Genomic DNA, 17,025 nt, shown 5'->3' with positions numbered 1-17,025 from the left:
CAAAATTCTTTCCTTCATTTGCTGGAGGCCTCCATGGCTTGCGTTGTGCTGGATATATGCCTGCCGGTGGACCGGCTGCAGGCATTCTATCGCGGGCATGTCAACCGGGTAGAGGTGGTCAGTCGCGATGGCCGGCGGATCAATCTGCCGGCGTATCACCTGCGTCCATTCGTCACTCACTCCGGAGTTCATGGCAGCTTCGAGCTGGAATTCGACGATTCCGGGCGGCTGCTGGCGCTGCGTCGCCTCGCCTGAGCGAGAGTGGGCTGGCTATAATGGCGCCCCATTTTGCCGACCGATGCCCGACCATGTACAGCCTGGCCCGCGAGCTCCTGTTCAAGCTCTCCCCGGAAACCTCCCATGAATTGTCCATCGACCTGATCGGTGCCGGTGGTCGCCTGGGCCTCAACGGCTTGCTGACGCCGGCGCCGAGAAGCCTGCCAGTAAAGGTCATGGGCCTGGAATTCGCCAACCCTGTGGGGCTGGCAGCCGGCCTGGACAAGAACGGTGACGCCATCGACGGCTTCGCCCAACTGGGCTTCGGTTTCGTCGAGATCGGCACCGTCACCCCGCGTCCGCAGCCGGGCAACCCCAAGCCGCGCATCTTCCGCCTGCCGCAAGCCACCGCAATCATCAACCGCATGGGCTTCAACAATCACGGGGTCGATCATCTGATCGAGCGGGTCAAGGCGGCGAAGTACAAGGGCGTGCTGGGCATCAACATCGGCAAGAACTTCGATACCCCGGTCGAGCGCGCGGTGGATGACTACCTGATCTGCCTGGACAAGGTCTACGCTCACGCCAGCTACGTCACGGTCAACGTCAGCTCGCCGAACACCCCCGGCCTGCGCAGCCTGCAGTTCGGCGATTCGCTCAAGCAGTTGCTCGAAGCGCTGCGCCTGCGCCAGGAAGACTTGGCGGTGAAATATGGCCGTCGCGTACCGCTGGCGATCAAGATCGCTCCGGACATGAGCGACGAGGAGACCGCAATGGTCGCTTCCGCGCTGATCGAGGCGGGTATGGATGCGGTGATCGCCACCAACACCACCCTGGGTCGCGAAGGCGTCGAGCACCTGCCGTTCGGCAACGAGGCGGGTGGCCTGTCGGGGGCCCCGGTGCGCGAGAAGAGCACCCATATCGTCAAGGTGCTGGCCGGTGAGCTGGGTGGTCGCCTGCCGATCATCGCCGCGGGCGGCATCACCGAAGGCGCGCATGCCGCGGAGAAGATCGCTGCGGGTGCGAGCCTGGTGCAGATTTACTCGGGCTTCATCTACAAGGGCCCGGCGCTGATTCGCGAGGCGGTGGACGCCATTGCGGCGGCCAAGCGGGCTTGAACTCGGAAAGCAGAAATAAGTAGGGCTCCTTTCGGAGCCCTTGGGCTTGCGCCCTTTTCCGCCCGGATGGGGCGGCTTGGGGAAGTCGGGGGTGACCCTGGATTCAGCCTGTTGCGTGCTGCAACTGGTTCACACGTTGAATACCGGCGGCGCCGGTCAAACCATCCCAGTTGTCGCCGCGGCCCTCACGCCAGCCGTTGAGCCAGGATTGCCGGGTAGTGGGATGGGTAAACGGACAGAGGTCGCGAGATTTTCCAGTAATGCCGTGCTGATAACCACGCAAAAAGGCTCTTTCCAACGGATCACGCTTAAGTCTTCTCATAGGGTGTAGCCCTCACTTGTTGACTGTTATGTCCCGTTGGCCCCCCAGGGAGGCCGGGCGGAAATTTCCGCCAATGGGGCGCATTGCCGGCGTGACGCGCCCCGCCCGACACCGTTGCGGTGAAGGATTACCCCGAGTTCTATCGAAAGGTTCCGGGGCTGTGAATGACCAATTTGTCATAAGGACGTAACTCTTATGGGTTTGGGCCATAAGGTTCGTGCAGTTTGCAAAGTGCCAGTACGGCATAACCCGCCAGGGGCGGGAGCTTGCCAAGGATCAAGAGGAATGTGTGTCTAATTGAGACCGTCTCTCGTTCCGACGAGTGGGGTGGCATTCTGCGACGCGAGGCCGCAGGCCGGTTCGCCGGTCCATCCCGGAAAATGAATTAACGGGGTCGCTTTGGTTCGCGAATGAACAAAAGGTGGCCGACAAGGCCGTAAGCGGCTTTGCTCAATGGGCTGAGGCCCGGGAATTATTTGCATGGCGGATTTGCACGATCTCTTCCTCACCTGCCCGAAAGGGCTCGATGGCCTGTTGCTGGAGGAAGCCCAGGCGCTCGGGCTGACCGAGGCGCGTGCCCAGGTTTCGGCCGTTCGCGGCAAGGGCGACCTGGAGACGGCCTACCGCCTGTGCCTCTGGTCGCGACTGGCCAATCGTGTGCTGCTGGTGCTGTCGCGGTTTTCGGTGAATAACGCCGAAGATCTCTACCTGGGCGTCAACGCCGTGCCCTGGGGCGACCACCTGGATGCCGGCGGCAGCCTGGCGGTTGAATTCAGCGGCAAGGGTTCGGGCATCGACAACACGCACTTCGGTGCGCTGAAGGTGAAGGACGCCATCGTCGATAACCTTCGCGCCGAATTCGGCAAGAGGCCGACCGTGGACAAGGTCAACCCGGACATCCGGGTGCACCTGCACCTGGATCGTGGCCAGGCTGTTCTGTCGCTGGACCTTTCCGGGCACAGCCTGCACCAGCGTGGCTACCGCCTGCAGCAAGGTGCTGCGCCACTGAAGGAAAACCTCGCCGCTGCCGTGCTGATTCGTGCCGGTTGGCCGAAAATCGCTGCCGAAGGCGGCGCATTGTCCGACCCGATGTGTGGCGTCGGCACCTTCCTCATCGAAGCTGGCCTGATGGCTGCCGACGTCGCGCCGAACCTCAAGCGCGAGCGCTGGGGCTTCAGTAACTGGCTGGGTCATGTGCCGGCAATCTGGAAGAAGCTGATCGACGAAGCCCGGCAGCGTGCCGAAGTTGGTCTGGCGAAGACGCCGCTGTGGATTCGCGGCTACGAAGCTGACCCGCGCCTGATCCAGCCTGCGCGCAACAATATCGAGCGTTCGGGGCTCGCCGAATGGGTGAAGATCTACCAGGGCGAACTGGCAACCTTCGAGCCGCGCCCGGACAAGGGCCAGAAGGGTCTGATCATCTGCAATCCGCCTTACGGCGAGCGCCTGGGCGACGAGGCCAGCCTGCTGTATCTCTACCAGCACCTCGGTGAACGCCTGCGCCAGAGCTGCCTGGGCTGGAGCGCCGGCGTGTTCACCGGCGCGCCGGAGCTGGGCAAGCGCATGGGTATTCGCAGCCACAAACAGTACGCCTTCTTCAACGGCGCGCTGCCATGCAAGCTGATCATGCTGGATATCGATCCGCGCCAGTTTGTCACCGGCGAGCGTGGCGAGCGCAGTGAAGCCTCTCCGGCGCAGCAGGGCGCCGCTGTGATCGAACAGGCGCGCCTGAGCGAAGGCGGGCAGATGTTCGCCAACCGTGTGCAGAAGAACGTCAAGACGCTCGGCAAGTGGGCGCGCAAGGAAAAGGTCGAGTGCTACCGCGTGTATGACGCCGACATGCCCGAGTACGCCCTGGCCGTGGACCTCTACCGCGATTGGGCGCACGTGCAGGAATACGCCGCGCCCAAATCCATCGACCCGGAGAAGGCCCAGATCCGCCTGCTCGATGCGCTCGCCGCGTTGCCGCAGGCGCTGGGTATTCCCACCGAGCGAATCGTCATCAAGCGTCGCGAGCGCCAGACTGGCAAGAAGCAGTACGAGCGGCAGAACGCCGAAGGCCGCTTCATGGAAGTCGAAGAGGGTGGTGTGAAGCTGCTGGTCAACCTGACCGACTACCTCGACACCGGTCTGTTCCTCGATCACCGACCGATCCGCCTGCGCATCCAGCGCGAGGCTGCCGGCAAGCGCTTCCTCAACCTGTTCTGCTATACCGCCACGGCCACCGTGCATGCCGCCAAAGGCGATGCGCGCAGCACCACCAGCGTCGATCTGTCGAAGACCTATCTGGACTGGGCACGGCGCAACCTGTCGCTCAACGGTTTCTCCGACAAGCAACGCCTGGTGCAGAGCGACGTGATGGAATGGCTGCGTGAAGACCGAGGCGAATACGACCTGATATTCATCGACCCGCCCACCTTCTCCAACTCCAAGCGCATGGAAGGCGTGTTCGATGTGCAGCGTGACCATGTCGAGCTGGTCGATCTGGCCATGGCTCGCCTGGCCAAGGGCGGGGTGCTGTATTTCTCCAACAACTTCCGCAAGTTCGAACTGGACGAAGGGTTGGCGGCGCGTTATCAGGTCGAGGAGATCAGCGCGCAGACGCTGGACCCGGACTTCGCCCGCAACAGCAAGATCCACCGGGCCTGGCGCATCACCGTGCGCTGACACCCGAGCGGCGCGCGGCCTGGGCCTTGCGTCGCAGCATGGCTGGGCAAATGGCCATCGGCTGCTATAAGAACTGAGTACCCCTGAGATCGGGAATCCACATGACTCAGTTGCCGGCCTACAAGCAATTGCCCGCCGCTCAGGGAGTCGCCAGCCAGAAAAAGGCGCTGCGCGCCGCCGGTGTGGTGCTGGTGGCGGGCTTTTTGCTGACGGCGCTGCTGGGCTGGAATGTTTGGCGCAACGCCCACATCGCCCTGGAACAGCAGTTCGTGCTCACGGCCAATGAGCGGATCGACCGGGTTCGAGAACGCCTGTCGACGCAACTGAGTGAACTGGAATCGATCCAGCGCTTTTTCGAGAACTCCGAGAAGGTCTCTCGCGAGGAGTTCGAGCATTTCGTCAGCCCGTTGTTGGGCGATACCCTGGGTTACGCCTGGCTGCCCCGCGTTGACCATCGCCACCGCGAAGCCTTCGAGGCCAGCGCCCGCGCCGCCGGCATGCTGGATTACATGCTGTTCGATCTCGATCTGCAGGGGCGGCCGATTCCTGCTCAAGTCCGCGAGCGCTATTTTCCCGTCCTCTATGGCGCCTCCGAATACCTTGAGGAAATGCCCCTCGGGCTTGATCTCAATTCGACCCTGCCGGGCCGGGAACTGACGCAACGTGTACTGAAGTCCCGCTCGGTGGCCGCATCAATGCCTGTCGTTCTGCCCGGAGCTCCGCCAGCGGACTCCACCGGCCTGCTGCTGGCGGCCCCGCTTTATCGCACCAGCGCGACACCCAGCCCGACGGCGGAGACTCGCGTTGGCATCCAGGGCATCCTCCTGGCGGCAATCAGTTATCGACTGCTCATCGAGCAGGGAACGGAGGGGCGCGGCGAGCAACTGGCGCTGACCCTGCGCGACGCGGGTGATCCACGTCCGGACGTACCGCTCTATCGCAGCCCGGTCGCCGCGGACCAGACTGCGGGGCTCGTCTCGGAGCGCCACCTGCTTTTTGCAGGCCGTGACTATCTTGTCCGGGTCGAGCCTTCCAGCGACTTCCTGCGACGCAATCAGGGACATCCGCAGCTGTGGGTGGTGCTCGCCGGCAGCCTGACCTCCGTGCTGCTGGCTGGTTATGTCCTGACGCTGCTCGGCCAACGTCAGCGCGCCCTGCAATTGGTGGATGAGCGCACCGCCGAACTGCGGGCCAATCAGTTGGAGCTGCAGGAAAACCAGGCGCGCCTGCACTTCGCCATGGATAGCGCCGGGCACGGTGTCTGGGACTGGAACCTGGATAGCGGGAATGTCTTCTATTCCCACGCCTGGAAAGCCATGCTCGGCTTTCGCGACAGCGAAGTGGGGACGACGACCGATGAAAGCCTGAGCCGAGTCCACCCCGACGACAAGCAATCGCGCTGCGAGGCGCTGCGCCGGCATCTGCGCGGGGACTCCTCGCTGTATCAGAGCGAGCACCGGCTGCGTTGCAAGAGCGGACGCTGGCTTTGGGTGCTCGATCGGGGGCAGGTGGTGGAGCGCGGCAACGATGGCGCGCCGCGGCGCATGATCGGCACGCAGACCGATATCAGTTCACGCAAGGCCGCTGAACTGGAACTGGGCGAGGTGAACAGTCGTCTCCACGGTCTGCTCGATGCGGCGACCCAGGTGGCCATCGTTTCGACCGACTTGCGTGGCTTCGTGCGCAGTTTCAACGTGGGGGCCGAACGGATGTTCGGCTACAGCGCCCAGGAAGTGATCGGGCGGCCGGTGCCGGAGAACGTTTTCGTCAAGGACGAGATCCGGCGCCGCGCCCAAGACCTGTCGGGCATCCTTGGCCGCGAGATTCGCGGCTTCGAAGTCGTCGGCGCTCTCGTCGGAGAAGGTCATGAGGAGCACGAATGGACCTGCGTGCGCCGAGATGGCCGGCAGCTGAAGATCAACCTGATCATTACCGGTGTCCGCGATTCTGCCGGCAACACCACGGGCTATCTGGGCATTGCGACCGACATCACCCGGCGCAAGGAAGCGGAGCTCGAACTGCGGCGGCTGTCGGTCACCGATGCGCTCACTGGCATCCACAACCGCCGCTATTTCAAGGAACAGCTGGACCAGGCCATGGCGCGTTGCGCCCGCAGCGGCGAGCCGTTGTCGCTGGTGATGTTCGACATCGATCACTTCAAGGACATCAATGACCGCTTTGGTCACGAGGCGGGTGATACCGTGCTGGTTACGCTGTGCCAACGGATTGCCCAGCGTCTGCGCAAGGTGGACGTGTTCTGCCGCCTCGGCGGCGAGGAACTGGTGGTGCTTTGCCCGGGCAGCTCGACTGACCAGGCCTGGCAGTTGGCTGAGGCGCTGTGGCAGGCGCTGCGTGGCCAGCCGATGGATGGCGTCGGCGTGGTGACGGCGAGTTTCGGGGTGGCGTCCTGGTGTCCTGGCGAGAGTGCGGACGACCTGATGCGCAAGGTGGATCGCGCGGTCTACCGTGCCAAGCGTCTGGGGCGGGATCGCCTGGAGAAGGTTGAAGCCTGATGCGAAAACCCCGGCCAGTTGGCCGGGGCTCCTGTGGGTATCAACGCTTGGTGCTGCTGTACAGGTCCAGCAACACCTGGTCGAGGATCGACGAGGCGCCCCACGGTCGGTTGCTGTTGAGGATCGCTACCACCACCCAGGTACGGCCGTTGGCATCGCGACTGAAGCCGGCGAGGGCGCGTACGGTGTTCAGGGTGCCGGTCTTCACGTGGGCTTCTCCGGCCATGGGCGTGCCGCGCAGGCGTTTGCGCATGGTGCCGTCCTTCGCCACGATCGGCAGCGAGGAAATGTACTCGGCGGCATAGGGGCTGTGCCAGGCAGCTTGCAGCATGGCCGCCATCTCACGGGCGCTGACGCGCTCATCGCGGGACAGGCCCGAACCGTTTTCCATCACCAGGTGGCTCGCGGTGATGCCCTTGCGCGCCAGCCACTGGCGGATGACCCGCTGCGCGGCCTGGGCATCGTCTGCGTCGGCGCCGTTGCGGTACTGGCGGCCCACCGAGAGGAACAACTGGCGGGCCATGGTGTTGTTACTGAACTTGTTGATGTCGCGGATGATTTCCACGACGTCCGGCGACATGGCGCGGGCCACCAGGGTGGCGTTCTTCGGCACGGTTCCTTCGCGATCCTTGCCGAGGATGCTGCCGCCCAGCTCCTGCCAGATGCCGCGCACGGCACCAGCGGTGTAGGCCGGATGCTCGAGCAGCGACATGTAGGTTTGCGCACTGCAGCCTTGCGGAATCTGCCCGGTGGCGACCAGAGAGGTACCGTCGAACTGAGTCACCGGATTGAAGCGCAACTTCGGCCAGGCCGGGCAGGCTGCGGGCTTGCTTACCTGGATCTGATTGTCGATGCGCACGTTCGCCAGCGGCGGGTCCATCAATACGGTGGCCTTGTTGCCTTCGGTGCGGATCACAAGGCGCACGCTCTTGAGGTTGACCATCAACGAGTCGGGGCCGACCAGGAAGGGCTTGTTGTCGTCACCGCCGTCATCGTTGAACACCGGCAATTGCGGGATGTTGAAGTAGCTGCGGTCCAACACCAGATCGCCGTTGACCTTGCGTACACCATTGGCGCGCAGGTCGCGCATCATCAGCCAGAGCTTCTCCAGGTTCAGCTTCGGATCGCCGCCGCCCTTGAGGTAAAGATTGCCGTTGAGCGTGCCGTCCTTGAGCTGGCCGTCGGTGTAGAACTCGGTCTGCCATTGATAGGTCGGGCCGAGCATTTCCAGGGCGGCATAGGTGGTGAACAGCTTCATGGTCGACGCCGGGTTCACCGACACGTCAGCGTTGAAATAGGTAGCGTTGCCGGGGCCTTCCAGCGGAATCATCACCAGCGAGAGGGCGTCATCGCTGAGTTTGCTGGCCCGCAGCGCCTTCTGTACGCGCTCGGGCAGGGTGGAGTTGATCTGGGCAACGGCCGGCAAGGCGAAGGGCAATAAAGTAGCGAGAGCGAGGACGCGCAGAGACTTGAGCATAGAAAAGATGACATCCCAGTGGTCGGGCATTGACTTGAAAAAATGAAAAGATGAAGCGCAACACTACAGATGAAATACTCCCTGTTGGATCGGGAGGTGCGACTCATTATGCCGCAAGCCGATCCTGTATGCGCAGGCCTTCTAATGCCGGTCGTCTCGCAGCAGCGCTTCGCGAGCGGGGTGACAAGTCTGTGAATTTACTGCGGCATGTTCAACGAGAGACGATTATCCCCCTGAGGAGAGTTCGGATGGCTACTCATCGTTCCCGTCGTTTGCGCAAGAAGTTGTTTGTCGACGAATTCCAGGAGCTCGGATTCGAATTGAGTTTTCAGTACAAGGAAGGGCTGGGCGACGATGCGATAGACGCATTCATCAAGCGCTTTGCGATCATCGTCGAATCCAATGATCTGGTTTTCAGCGGTTGCGACGAGTATGGGTTGGTCTGTCTTGCCAGGCGTGGCTCGGTAAGCCCGGAACAGCGGGAGATGATCGCAGGGTGGCTGAGGCAACAGCCGGAGCTTGCGGGTTTCAACGTCAGCCCGCTGATCGATGCCTGGTATCCGGATCAGCCGGTCAATCCGCCTGCTCCAGAAGCTTGAAGGCTTCGGCGTCCTGAAGAGTTTGCATCAGTGCTGTTTGATCGAGCGGTTTCGGTAGACAGGCCAGGATGGGCAAGCCGCGCGCCTTGAGCGACTGCTGCAGGGTGCGCAATTCTGCATCCTCGCGACAGCTCAGCAACACTGCATGCCGGATCCGCCCTGCGGCGGCCAGTTCGATGGCCAGTTCGACACCGTCCGTGCCCGGGAGGTTGATGTCGCAGAGCAGCAGGTCGAAGGGCCCCGAGCGACGGGCACACTCTTCGCGCGCTTCCGAGGCGTCCAGCGCGGGAATCAATCTGAAGAAGCCCAAGCGGTTCAGATGCATTTGTGCGGCAATCAACTGGAACGGATGATCTTCCACCACCAGAATGCTGAGTTTGTTGTCTTGCATGAACAGGGGCTCCCAATGTTTGTGAAGGGCACCTCGTTAGCTGGGCCACAACTTTGCCATGACGATCGGAGTTCCCACCGTAGGCCGAACTCCGCCGAAATAGCTGGAATGTCTTGCTCGAAATGTTGATTTGAATATGCTGGGCTTGGCGTTTTGACTGTCGTCCGATTTAGATTGCCAGCAGGCTTTGCCGTACTTGCTGTCTGCATCTATATCTGCAGGGGCTCCGGTAAATACGGTTCGGTCAACGTGTATATAACGTGGCTTATAGTTTCTGGTTTTCGCTTGTTGTTTTTTACCAAGGGGTATGCGGGTTGTGACGGAACCTCTGCCTCGACAAGGCGCCGCCTTATGGACCGGATGGGCCTCATGGTGCCTGTCCGGCCAGCAGTTCAGCCTGTCGAGCTTCGTCAGTGTGCCCGAGTGGCCGATCTAGAGCCTCTGGTTCCAGACTTTAGGCGCTGCCGGCTGACCTGGCTGCGAGAGATAGCTTGCGCTTTGGGCATGACGTCGTGAGGGCATATCGAAACTCGGCTAGGTGACATAGGCAGGGATAGTGCCGAGGTTTCTCAGGATTCGAAGTCAGCCTTTCTACTCTTTCGTGTCGGAATTTTCTTGCGGAATGGTCGGCGGAGGGGCGGTGTTAAGAGTTGCTTGTAGGAATTGTTTAGTTGTTGCGTAGGAAAGTCCTCTATTGCCCAATAATGAGGGGGTTCAATCTCGACATAATAGGCTTGGCATATATCTTACCGAGGGATGTCTTATTTCAATGAGTCTTCGGGAGGAAGCTTGATGAGCAAAGTTCTTATTGTCGATGATCACCCGGTCATTCGCATGGCGATGCGTGTACTGCTGGAAAAGGAAGGCCATGTCATCGTTGGGGAAACCGACAATGGTGTGGATGCGCTTTCGCTTGTCAAGGATCTTGTCCCCGACCTCGTCGTCCTGGATATCGGCATTCCCCGGCTCGATGGTCTGGAGGTCATCAGCCGTATCTCCGCTTTCGAGCTTCCGCTCAAGGTCCTGGTCCTCACTGGACAGAGTGCCTCGCTGTTCGCCATGCGTTGCATGCAGGCCGGTGCGTCGGGCTTCGTCTGCAAGCAGGGCGGCCTGGCGGAGTTGATCAGCGCGGTCAACGCCGTGGTCGCCGGATACAACTATTTCCCCAGCACGGCGGTTCGCCAGACCCGCCGCAACAACGGGCAGATGGATGATCAGGAGCTTATCCAGCGCCTCTCCGACCGTGAAATGGCCGTGCTGCAGTATCTGGCCAATGGCTATTCGAACAAGGAAATCTCCGAGCAAATGTTCATCAGCAACAAGACGGTCAGCACCTACAAGACCCGTCTGCTGCTGAAACTGAATGCTCATTCGCTGGTCGACCTGATTGAGTTCGCCAAGCGGAACGCGCTGGTCTGAGGTGTGTGATGTTCCGCTTCCGCATGCTCATTGGTGTGTTGCTATTCATCTGTTACGGATGGGTGACGGCGGAGCAGCACGACTGGACCGATATGAACCTGCTGGCTCGTTCCACGGACGAGCCGGTCAAGGTGCGACTCAGCGATTCCGACTGGCACTGGCTCCGTGACAAACGGACGCTGCGCTTGGGCGTGACGGCGCCCGACTACGCCCCGTTCGACATCACTGGAAGCGGAACGGACCTCGAAGGTATCACTGCCGATGTGAGCGGGATCATTGCCGACACCCTTAATGTACGGATGGAGGTGCGGCGCTACCCTGACCGCGATGCGGCGATCGCTGCCCTGGCGCGTGGCGATATCGACCTGTTGAGCCGAGCCACCGGTTACGAGGGCGCGCGGCCTGGTATCGCGTTGTCCGTTCCCTACTTCACCAACCAGCCTGTGGTGGTCGGTCCGGAAACCGCTCGCCTGGAAAGCGCGGAACCGTTCGTGGGAAAGCGCATTGCGGTAGTCGACGATTACTTCCCAGCGGAAGAGCGTGACAAGTACTTCGCTGGCGCCACCGTGCAAACCTATCATTCCGTGCGTCGCGCACTGGAAGCTGTCGCCTTTGGTCAGGCGGACCTGTTCGTGGGCGATGCCTTCAGCGCCCAGTACCTGATCAGCCAGGGCTATCTGGCCAACCTCAAATTGCTCAACTTCGCCAACTTCAATGGTGAAGGTTTCAGTTTTGCGGTGGATGGGGCCGACCGCACCCTGCTGAATATCCTCGACCGTACCCTGGGCGCCATTCCAAGACAGGTCGAGAACGTCATCCAGCGTCGCTGGAGCCCCGGCGGCACCAGTTTCATCTCCAGCCAGCAATTGATCCTGACTCCCCAGGAACAGCGCTGGCTGGCGCGCCATCCGCATCCGAAAGTGCTGATCGATCAGGCCCTGGCTCCGGTGTCGTTCTTTGACACCCAGGGACAGTTCCGTGGCATCGCCGCTGATCTGCTGGACCTTGTTCAAAGTCGCACGGGCATCGATTTCGAAGTGCTCCCGATGCCCAGTGTCCCGGCGATGCTGGATCAGTTGCGCACAGGCAAGGCTGATGTCATCGCAGCGTTGGTGCCCTCCACGCAGCGTGAGGAGTGGCTGGGCTTCACCCGGCCGTACATGGCGGCGTCTTTCGTTGTCGTTGCCTCGGGCAAGAGCGAGTGGCTGAACTCATTGAGCGATCTGGACGGACGCAGCGTTGCGGTCCCCAAAGGCTCCATCGTCGTGGACTTCATGCGCACCCATCACCCGTTGGCCAAGCTGGTGGAGGTGGAGAACAACGTCGACGATCTTGCGATGATCAGCGAGGGGAAGGTGGATGCCGGTGTTCATCTGATGTCCTCCGCCAACTACCTGATATCCCGCTTTTACCCGGACCTCAGAATCGCCCTGGCACTGGACCGGGAGCCTGGACAGTTCTCGCTGGCGGTGTCCCAGTCGGAACCGGAACTTCTGAGTATTCTCAACAAGGCAATCCTGGCCATTTCGCCCGAGGAACTGAGCAACATCACCACGCGCTGGGCCCTTGGCGTGGAACGGCCGGACAGCGTCTGGCAAGGCTACCGTACCCAGTTCATCCGGCTGGCATGGGGCGCGGCTCTGGCGCTGCTCGCCGTGCTGTTCTGGAATGGGTGGCTATGGCGCAAGATGCGTCGGCGCCGGGATTCCGAGAAAGAGCTCAGCTATCGTCTCGAGTTCAAGCGTGCCTTGATCGATGGCATTCCCCAGCCTGTAGCGGTGCGCGATCGCGAGGGGAGGCTGGTTACCTGCAATATCGGCTTCCTCAAGGTGACCGGGATGTCCCGCCAGTCGGTGGATGGTTCGCGCGTCGTGGATTGTTCCTGGCTGGAGGCGGGCGATGCGCAAGCGTTGCAGCAGATCCATCAGCAGGCCATGGAGCAGGACGCAAAGGTGGCGTCCGACCTGATCCTGCACATGCGGAACGAGGTCCGGGAAATTCATTACTGGGCCACCCCTTACCATGGGCCCGGTGGGGATATATCCGGCGTGGTGACGGGCTGGATCGATGTCACCGAACGCGAGCGGTTGCACCATCAGCTCGAGGCGGCAAAGGAGCAGGCCGAAGAAGCCAACCGTGCTAAGAGCACCTTCCTCGCCACCATGAGCCATGAAATCCGCACTCCAATGAACGCAGTGATCGGTTTGCTGGAACTTGCGCTGACCCGCGCCGACCAGGGGTACTGGGAGCGTGAGCCGGTCGAGGTGGCCTACGATTCTGCACGGTCGCTGTTGACCTTGATTGGTGACATTCTCGACGTGGCCAAGATCGAATCCGGACGCCTGACGCTGATGCCCGAGCGTGCTCATTTGCGTGAGTTGGTGGAATCCGTGGCGCGTGTGTTCGATGGACTGGCGCGACAGAAGGCGCTGGAGCTCAGATTGGAAATCGAGGCGGACGCCGCCTGCGATGTGCTGATCGACCCGCTGAGGTTCAAGCAGATTCTGTCGAATCTGGTCAGCAATGCCATCAAGTTCACCGACTTCGGGCATGTGAAGATCCGGGTCCATGGCAAGCGCGTCGCCGGCGAGCGGCTGGCACTGGAGGTCAGCGTACAGGACAGCGGAATCGGTATTTCCGAAGATGAGCAGCGCCAGTTGTTCGAGCCATTCAGCCAGGTTGTCCGCAGTGCGGGTGCAAGTCGTGGCGGCACAGGACTGGGGCTCACCATCTGCCGCAAGCTGGCGGAGATGATGGGGGGCACGGTGCGCATGGAAAGCAGACCGGGAGCCGGTACCACGGTCACGGTGCGGCTGTTGCTGCAGACTCTCGAAAGCTTGCCGGAATGCGAGGTTGGCCCCGTCGCGGCTGTCGCCGGTACTCTCCATTCGCTGAAGGTGCTGGTGGTCGATGACCATGCTGCCAACCGGATGTTGCTGACTCAGCAACTGGAACACCTGGGACACCGGGTCGAGGTGGCGTCTGACGGTGCCCAGGCGCTACAGCTATGGCATCCAGGCGACTTCGACCTGGTGATCACCGACTGCAACATGCCGGTGCTCAATGGCTACGGACTGGCCAGGCGAATCCGTGAACTGGAAGAGGAGATGGAAGCCGAGCCGTGTGTGATCTTCGGTTTCACGGCCAACGCCCAGCCTGACGAGATAGAGAACTGTCGGCGCGCCGGTATGGACGACTGTCTGTTCAAACCTATTGGCCTGGACAACTTGCGATTGCGCTTGGAAGTGGTGCCGAGGATTTCAATCGATGACGATGGCCCCGCGGCCGAAGAGGAAAAGCGAGCCGACGGTTTCGATCTGAAATCCTTACGGGAAATGACCGGCGGAAACCCTGGGTTGGTTCGCCGCCTGCTGGAGGAGCTGCACAGCAGCAACCGCATCGATATCGATCAGGTCCGTCCGCTGTGGGAGGCGGGCGACTGGAAGCAACTGGCTGACCTCGCGCACCGAATCAAGGGCGCGGCTCGGCTGGTCAACGCGGACACGCTGCAGGATCTTTGCGGCAAGCTTGAAGAGGGTTGCAAGGGTGGCCTCGACAGCAAGGAGCTGCGCAATCGGGCAATGGCGGTTGAGCAAGCGATGGCGGCCTTGCAGGATGATCTGCAGCAGCAACTGCGCAAGCTGGCCGCCTAGCCTGTACGGCCGCTTCAGCTTGGGCTGGAGCGGCCGGTCATCTCGCGAGCCATTTCGGTGGCATAGCTATCGGTCATGCCGGCGATGAAGTCTGTTACGCGCAAGAAGGAGCGATAGAGCGTCCAACTCGGGTCCGGTGCATAGTGACTCAGCAAGTCGAGGATGCGCTGGTTCTTGAACGACGGCGTACGCTGGCGGTGCTGTTCCAGCACGGCACCACAGAAGGAATTCAAGAGGATTTCCAAGGTGGTGTAGGCGCCGATCTCATGGAGCGTCTTGCGCTTGTCCTGGAAGATCTTTTCCCGCGCCATACCCTTGGCTCGCTGCACGCAGCGCTTGGCCTGGCCATGCATGTGCTCCACCAGATCGCCCTGCAGGGTGCCTGCGAGCAGGGCCGGTTCCTGCTCGACGAAGGCCCGCGCAGCGGCATTGGTCAGGTGTTCTATGGCCTTGCCCCGCAGGATCGCCATCTTGCGCCGGCGGGAGTCCTTCGGGCCGAGCTGACGGTAGGTTTCCGGCAGGTCGTCGCCAACCAGGTCAAGCAGCAGCGCTTCCACTTCGCTGTAATCGAGCAGCTCCATTTCCACACCGTCTTCCAGGTCGATCAGGCCGTAGCAGATGTCGTCCGCCGCTTCCATCAGGTACACCAGTGGGTGGCGCGCCCAGCGTTCGTCCTCCAGTTGCGGCATCCCCAGCTTCTGGGTGATCTGCTCCAGCAGCGGCAACTCGCTGCGGTAGCAGCCGAACTTGTGCTTCTTGTAGCCCAGGGAGTCAGCGTGGCGCGCCGTCCAGGGATACTTCAGGTAGGTACCCAGCGTTGCGTAGGTCAGTCGGGTACCGCCATCGAACTGGTGGTATTCGAGTTGGGTGAGCACACGAAAGCCCTGGGCGTTGCCTTCGAAGTGCAGGAAATCCGAGCGTTCCTCCTCGCTCATGCCATCCAGCCAACCGCGCCCGGCAGCCTGCTGGAACCAATGGCGGATGGCGTCCTCGCCGGAGTGGCCGAAGGGCGGGTTGCCGATGTCATGGGCAAGGCAGGCGGACTGCACGATCACACCCATGTCCGCCGGGTCGCACCATTCCGGCAGGCGATCACGGATGATCTCGCCGACGCGCATGCCCAGCGAGCGGCCGACACAGCCGACTTCCAGCGAGTGGGTGAGGCGGGTGTGGATGTGATCGTTGCTCGATACCGGATGTACCTGGGTCTTGCGCCCGAGGCGGCGGAAGGCGCCGGAAAAGATAATGCGATCGTGGTCCTTGTGAAAGGCGCTGCGGCCCAGCTCGGTGCTGCTGTGCACGGGTTTGCCGAGGCGCTCCCGGGGGAGCAGGGTGTGCCAATCCATTCTTCAATCCGCGAGCAAAAGTGTTACCGGCAACGCTAGCTGTTCGCGTCGGCAATCTCAATCGTGGCGCTAGAGGCCTTCGGCGTCGATGTCGATGAGCAGAAGGCGTCGACCCTCGTCGATGAACTGGCCGGCGGTCATGCAGTACTGGTTGGTGGTGGCGTCGCGGTAGGTGTTGGAGAGTGTCAGGCGGCGCTCTTCCCAGCCTTCTGCGAGCAACTGATAAAAATAGGGACGCCATGACCAGTTGTGCCCGAGGTAGCGACGGTTCTCCTTCCAGAACAGGCCGTTCCATTCCAGGTTCGGCGAGGTCTGGGTGCCATGGCGGTCGCATTGGTAGATGCGCAGCAGGCGGCTGAAGGATTCCGGCGCCGGCGGCAGGCTGCTGAGCATGGCGCCGCCTTCGGCCCACGGGCGCAGCATGTTCATCAGTTCGGAAAGTTGCTGGCGCAGGTGGATGAGGTTGGCGCGCTCATGCAGCTTGCGGTGCACGTAGTGATCGCGGCGTTGGGCGAAGGCTTCGCGGAAGGCATCGCTGGTCGGGAATTCCAGCGCCGGTTTGGCGAACAGGAAGCCTTGTACGTAGCGCGCGCCGCACTCCAGGGCGAAATCCATTTCCTCTTCGGTTTCCACGCCCTCGGCGATGATCCAGCAACCGGTCTTTTCCGCCATCTGCGCCAGGGCCTTCACCACTTCGCCGCTGGGGCCGCCGCGGGCAGCTTCCTGGAACAGACGCATGTCCAGCTTGAGGATGTCCGGTTGCAACGCCAGTACACGATCCAATTGCGAGTAGCCGGCGCCGAAGTCGTCGATGGCAATACGCGCACCGGCATCCCGGTAGCGTGCCACAACCTCTGGCAGACGCTGATGGGCGCCGCCCAATTCGGTGATCTCGAAGACCACGCGCTCCGGCGGCACTCCTTGCTGCTGCAGTTGTTTGAGACTCGGCAGGGGCTGGTTCGGGCGCAGGCGACTGATCCAGCGTGGCGAGATGTTCAGGCTGAGGAACCAGTCCTTGGGCGCTTCGTGGATGCGGGCGAGAGCGGCATCGCGAATCTGTCGGTCGAGCCGGCGAAGTTCGGCCAGGCCGACCCGCGGATTGAAGAACAAGGGGCCCACCGATTGCAGGTCGCCGTTGTCCTGGCGCAAGCGCCCCAGTGCTTCGACACCGGCGATGAGCCCGGTCGCGGTGTCGATGAAGGGTTGGAAGCAGGCGATTGGTTGCCCGTCGATCAAGGGACACATCCTTAGTGGCGTGACAGGAGCGCGCCGGAGCGCGGCTTCCTGTCACTTAGCAAGAATGT

The 17,025-nt window shown here is 61.9% G+C and carries 12 protein-coding genes; 7 read left to right on the top strand and 5 right to left on the bottom strand.

The window, feature by feature from the left end:
• Positions 1-33: 33 nt before the first annotated feature.
• The gene (locus C167_RS0116170) at positions 34-255 is read left to right on the top strand and encodes a DUF2835 domain-containing protein (protein WP_017519326.1); all 222 of its coding nucleotides are present in this window, start codon (positions 34-36) and stop codon (positions 253-255) included.
• 53 nt (positions 256-308) lie between these two features.
• Entirely contained in the window at positions 309-1,334 is a 1,026-nt protein-coding gene (locus C167_RS0116165) for a quinone-dependent dihydroorotate dehydrogenase (RefSeq protein WP_017519325.1), read from the top strand.
• A gap of 103 nt (positions 1,335-1,437) precedes the next feature.
• Here the strand turns inward: C167_RS0116165 and rmf are convergent, their stop codons facing one another.
• Entirely contained in the window at positions 1,438-1,656 is a 219-nt protein-coding gene (gene rmf, locus C167_RS33765) for a ribosome modulation factor (protein WP_081519407.1), read from the bottom strand.
• Positions 1,657-2,136: 480 nt separating this feature from the next.
• Here rmf and rlmKL point away from each other — a divergent pair, with 480 nt between their 5' ends.
• Complete coding sequence (gene rlmKL, locus C167_RS0116160; protein ID WP_017519324.1) at positions 2,137-4,323, top strand: bifunctional 23S rRNA (guanine(2069)-N(7))-methyltransferase RlmK/23S rRNA (guanine(2445)-N(2))-methyltransferase RlmL; 2,187 nt, start codon at positions 2,137-2,139, stop codon at positions 4,321-4,323.
• A gap of 101 nt (positions 4,324-4,424) precedes the next feature.
• Complete coding sequence (locus tag C167_RS0116155; RefSeq protein ID WP_017519323.1) at positions 4,425-6,836, top strand: diguanylate cyclase; 2,412 nt, start codon at positions 4,425-4,427, stop codon at positions 6,834-6,836.
• A 40-nt stretch (positions 6,837-6,876) separates the two neighbouring features.
• Here the strand turns inward: C167_RS0116155 and dacB are convergent, their stop codons facing one another.
• Positions 6,877-8,313 carry a D-alanyl-D-alanine carboxypeptidase/D-alanyl-D-alanine-endopeptidase gene (dacB, locus tag C167_RS0116150; RefSeq protein WP_026079101.1) on the bottom strand — a complete coding sequence of 479 codons (1,437 nt, stop codon included), beginning with the start codon at positions 8,311-8,313 and terminating at the stop codon, positions 6,877-6,879.
• Between the two features lie 248 nt (positions 8,314-8,561).
• Between dacB and C167_RS0116145 the strand changes: the two genes are divergently transcribed.
• Complete coding sequence (locus C167_RS0116145; RefSeq protein ID WP_017519321.1) at positions 8,562-8,912, top strand: YggL family protein; 351 nt, start codon at positions 8,562-8,564, stop codon at positions 8,910-8,912.
• Here C167_RS0116145 and C167_RS0116140 read toward each other — a convergent pair.
• Positions 8,887-9,303: a response regulator gene (locus C167_RS0116140; protein WP_017519320.1), complete on the bottom strand. Its 417-nt coding sequence runs from the start codon at positions 9,301-9,303 to the stop codon at positions 8,887-8,889. The two genes, C167_RS0116145 and C167_RS0116140, sit on opposite strands and share 26 nt — an antisense overlap.
• 792 nt (positions 9,304-10,095) lie before the next feature.
• Between C167_RS0116140 and C167_RS0116135 the strand changes: the two genes are divergently transcribed.
• Both C167_RS0116135 and C167_RS0116130 read left to right on the top strand, forming a co-directional pair.
• Positions 10,096-10,722, top strand: coding sequence for a response regulator transcription factor (locus C167_RS0116135; RefSeq protein ID WP_017519319.1), 627 nt, complete (start codon positions 10,096-10,098; stop codon positions 10,720-10,722).
• Between the two features lie 8 nt (positions 10,723-10,730).
• A complete protein-coding gene (locus C167_RS0116130; protein WP_017519318.1) occupies positions 10,731-14,375 on the top strand; it encodes an ATP-binding protein in 3,645 nt (1,214 codons plus the stop codon).
• A gap of 14 nt (positions 14,376-14,389) precedes the next feature.
• On the opposite strand, the gene C167_RS0116125 is transcribed toward C167_RS0116130, so the two are convergent.
• Both C167_RS0116125 and C167_RS0116120 read right to left on the bottom strand, forming a co-directional pair.
• Positions 14,390-15,721, bottom strand: coding sequence for a deoxyguanosinetriphosphate triphosphohydrolase (locus C167_RS0116125; protein WP_017519317.1), 1,332 nt, complete (start codon positions 15,719-15,721; stop codon positions 14,390-14,392).
• A 69-nt stretch (positions 15,722-15,790) separates the two neighbouring features.
• Complete coding sequence (locus C167_RS0116120; protein WP_017519316.1) at positions 15,791-16,957, bottom strand: EAL domain-containing protein; 1,167 nt, start codon at positions 16,955-16,957, stop codon at positions 15,791-15,793.
• Between the last annotated feature and the right edge of the window lie 68 nt (positions 16,958-17,025).

Origin of the sequence: Pseudomonas nitroreducens TX1 (assembly GCF_000313755.1) — a bacterium.
Lineage (GTDB): Bacteria > Pseudomonadota > Gammaproteobacteria > Pseudomonadales > Pseudomonadaceae > Pseudomonas > Pseudomonas nitroreducens_A.
This window is presented reverse-complemented; position numbering and strand designations above follow the sequence as displayed.

Bases quoted from the DNA above. Each gene is read 5' to 3' on its own strand.
- C167_RS0116170 (WP_017519326.1), top strand. From the start codon at position 34: ATGGCTTGCGTTGTGCTGGATATATGCCTGCCGGTGGACCGGCTGCAG.
- rlmKL (WP_017519324.1), top strand. From the start codon at position 2,137: ATGGCGGATTTGCACGATCTCTTCCTCACCTGCCCGAAAGGGCTCGAT.
- C167_RS0116135 (WP_017519319.1), top strand. From the start codon at position 10,096: ATGAGCAAAGTTCTTATTGTCGATGATCACCCGGTCATTCGCATGGCG.
- C167_RS0116140 (WP_017519320.1), bottom strand. From the start codon at position 9,303: ATGCAAGACAACAAACTCAGCATTCTGGTGGTGGAAGATCATCCGTTC.
- dacB (WP_026079101.1), bottom strand. From the start codon at position 8,313: ATGCTCAAGTCTCTGCGCGTCCTCGCTCTCGCTACTTTATTGCCCTTC.
- C167_RS0116165 (WP_017519325.1), top strand. From the start codon at position 309: ATGTACAGCCTGGCCCGCGAGCTCCTGTTCAAGCTCTCCCCGGAAACC.
- C167_RS0116155 (WP_017519323.1), top strand. From the start codon at position 4,425: ATGACTCAGTTGCCGGCCTACAAGCAATTGCCCGCCGCTCAGGGAGTC.
- C167_RS0116130 (WP_017519318.1), top strand. From the start codon at position 10,731: ATGTTCCGCTTCCGCATGCTCATTGGTGTGTTGCTATTCATCTGTTAC.
- rmf (WP_081519407.1), bottom strand. From the start codon at position 1,656: ATGAGAAGACTTAAGCGTGATCCGTTGGAAAGAGCCTTTTTGCGTGGT.
- C167_RS0116145 (WP_017519321.1), top strand. From the start codon at position 8,562: ATGGCTACTCATCGTTCCCGTCGTTTGCGCAAGAAGTTGTTTGTCGAC.
- C167_RS0116125 (WP_017519317.1), bottom strand. From the start codon at position 15,721: ATGGATTGGCACACCCTGCTCCCCCGGGAGCGCCTCGGCAAACCCGTG.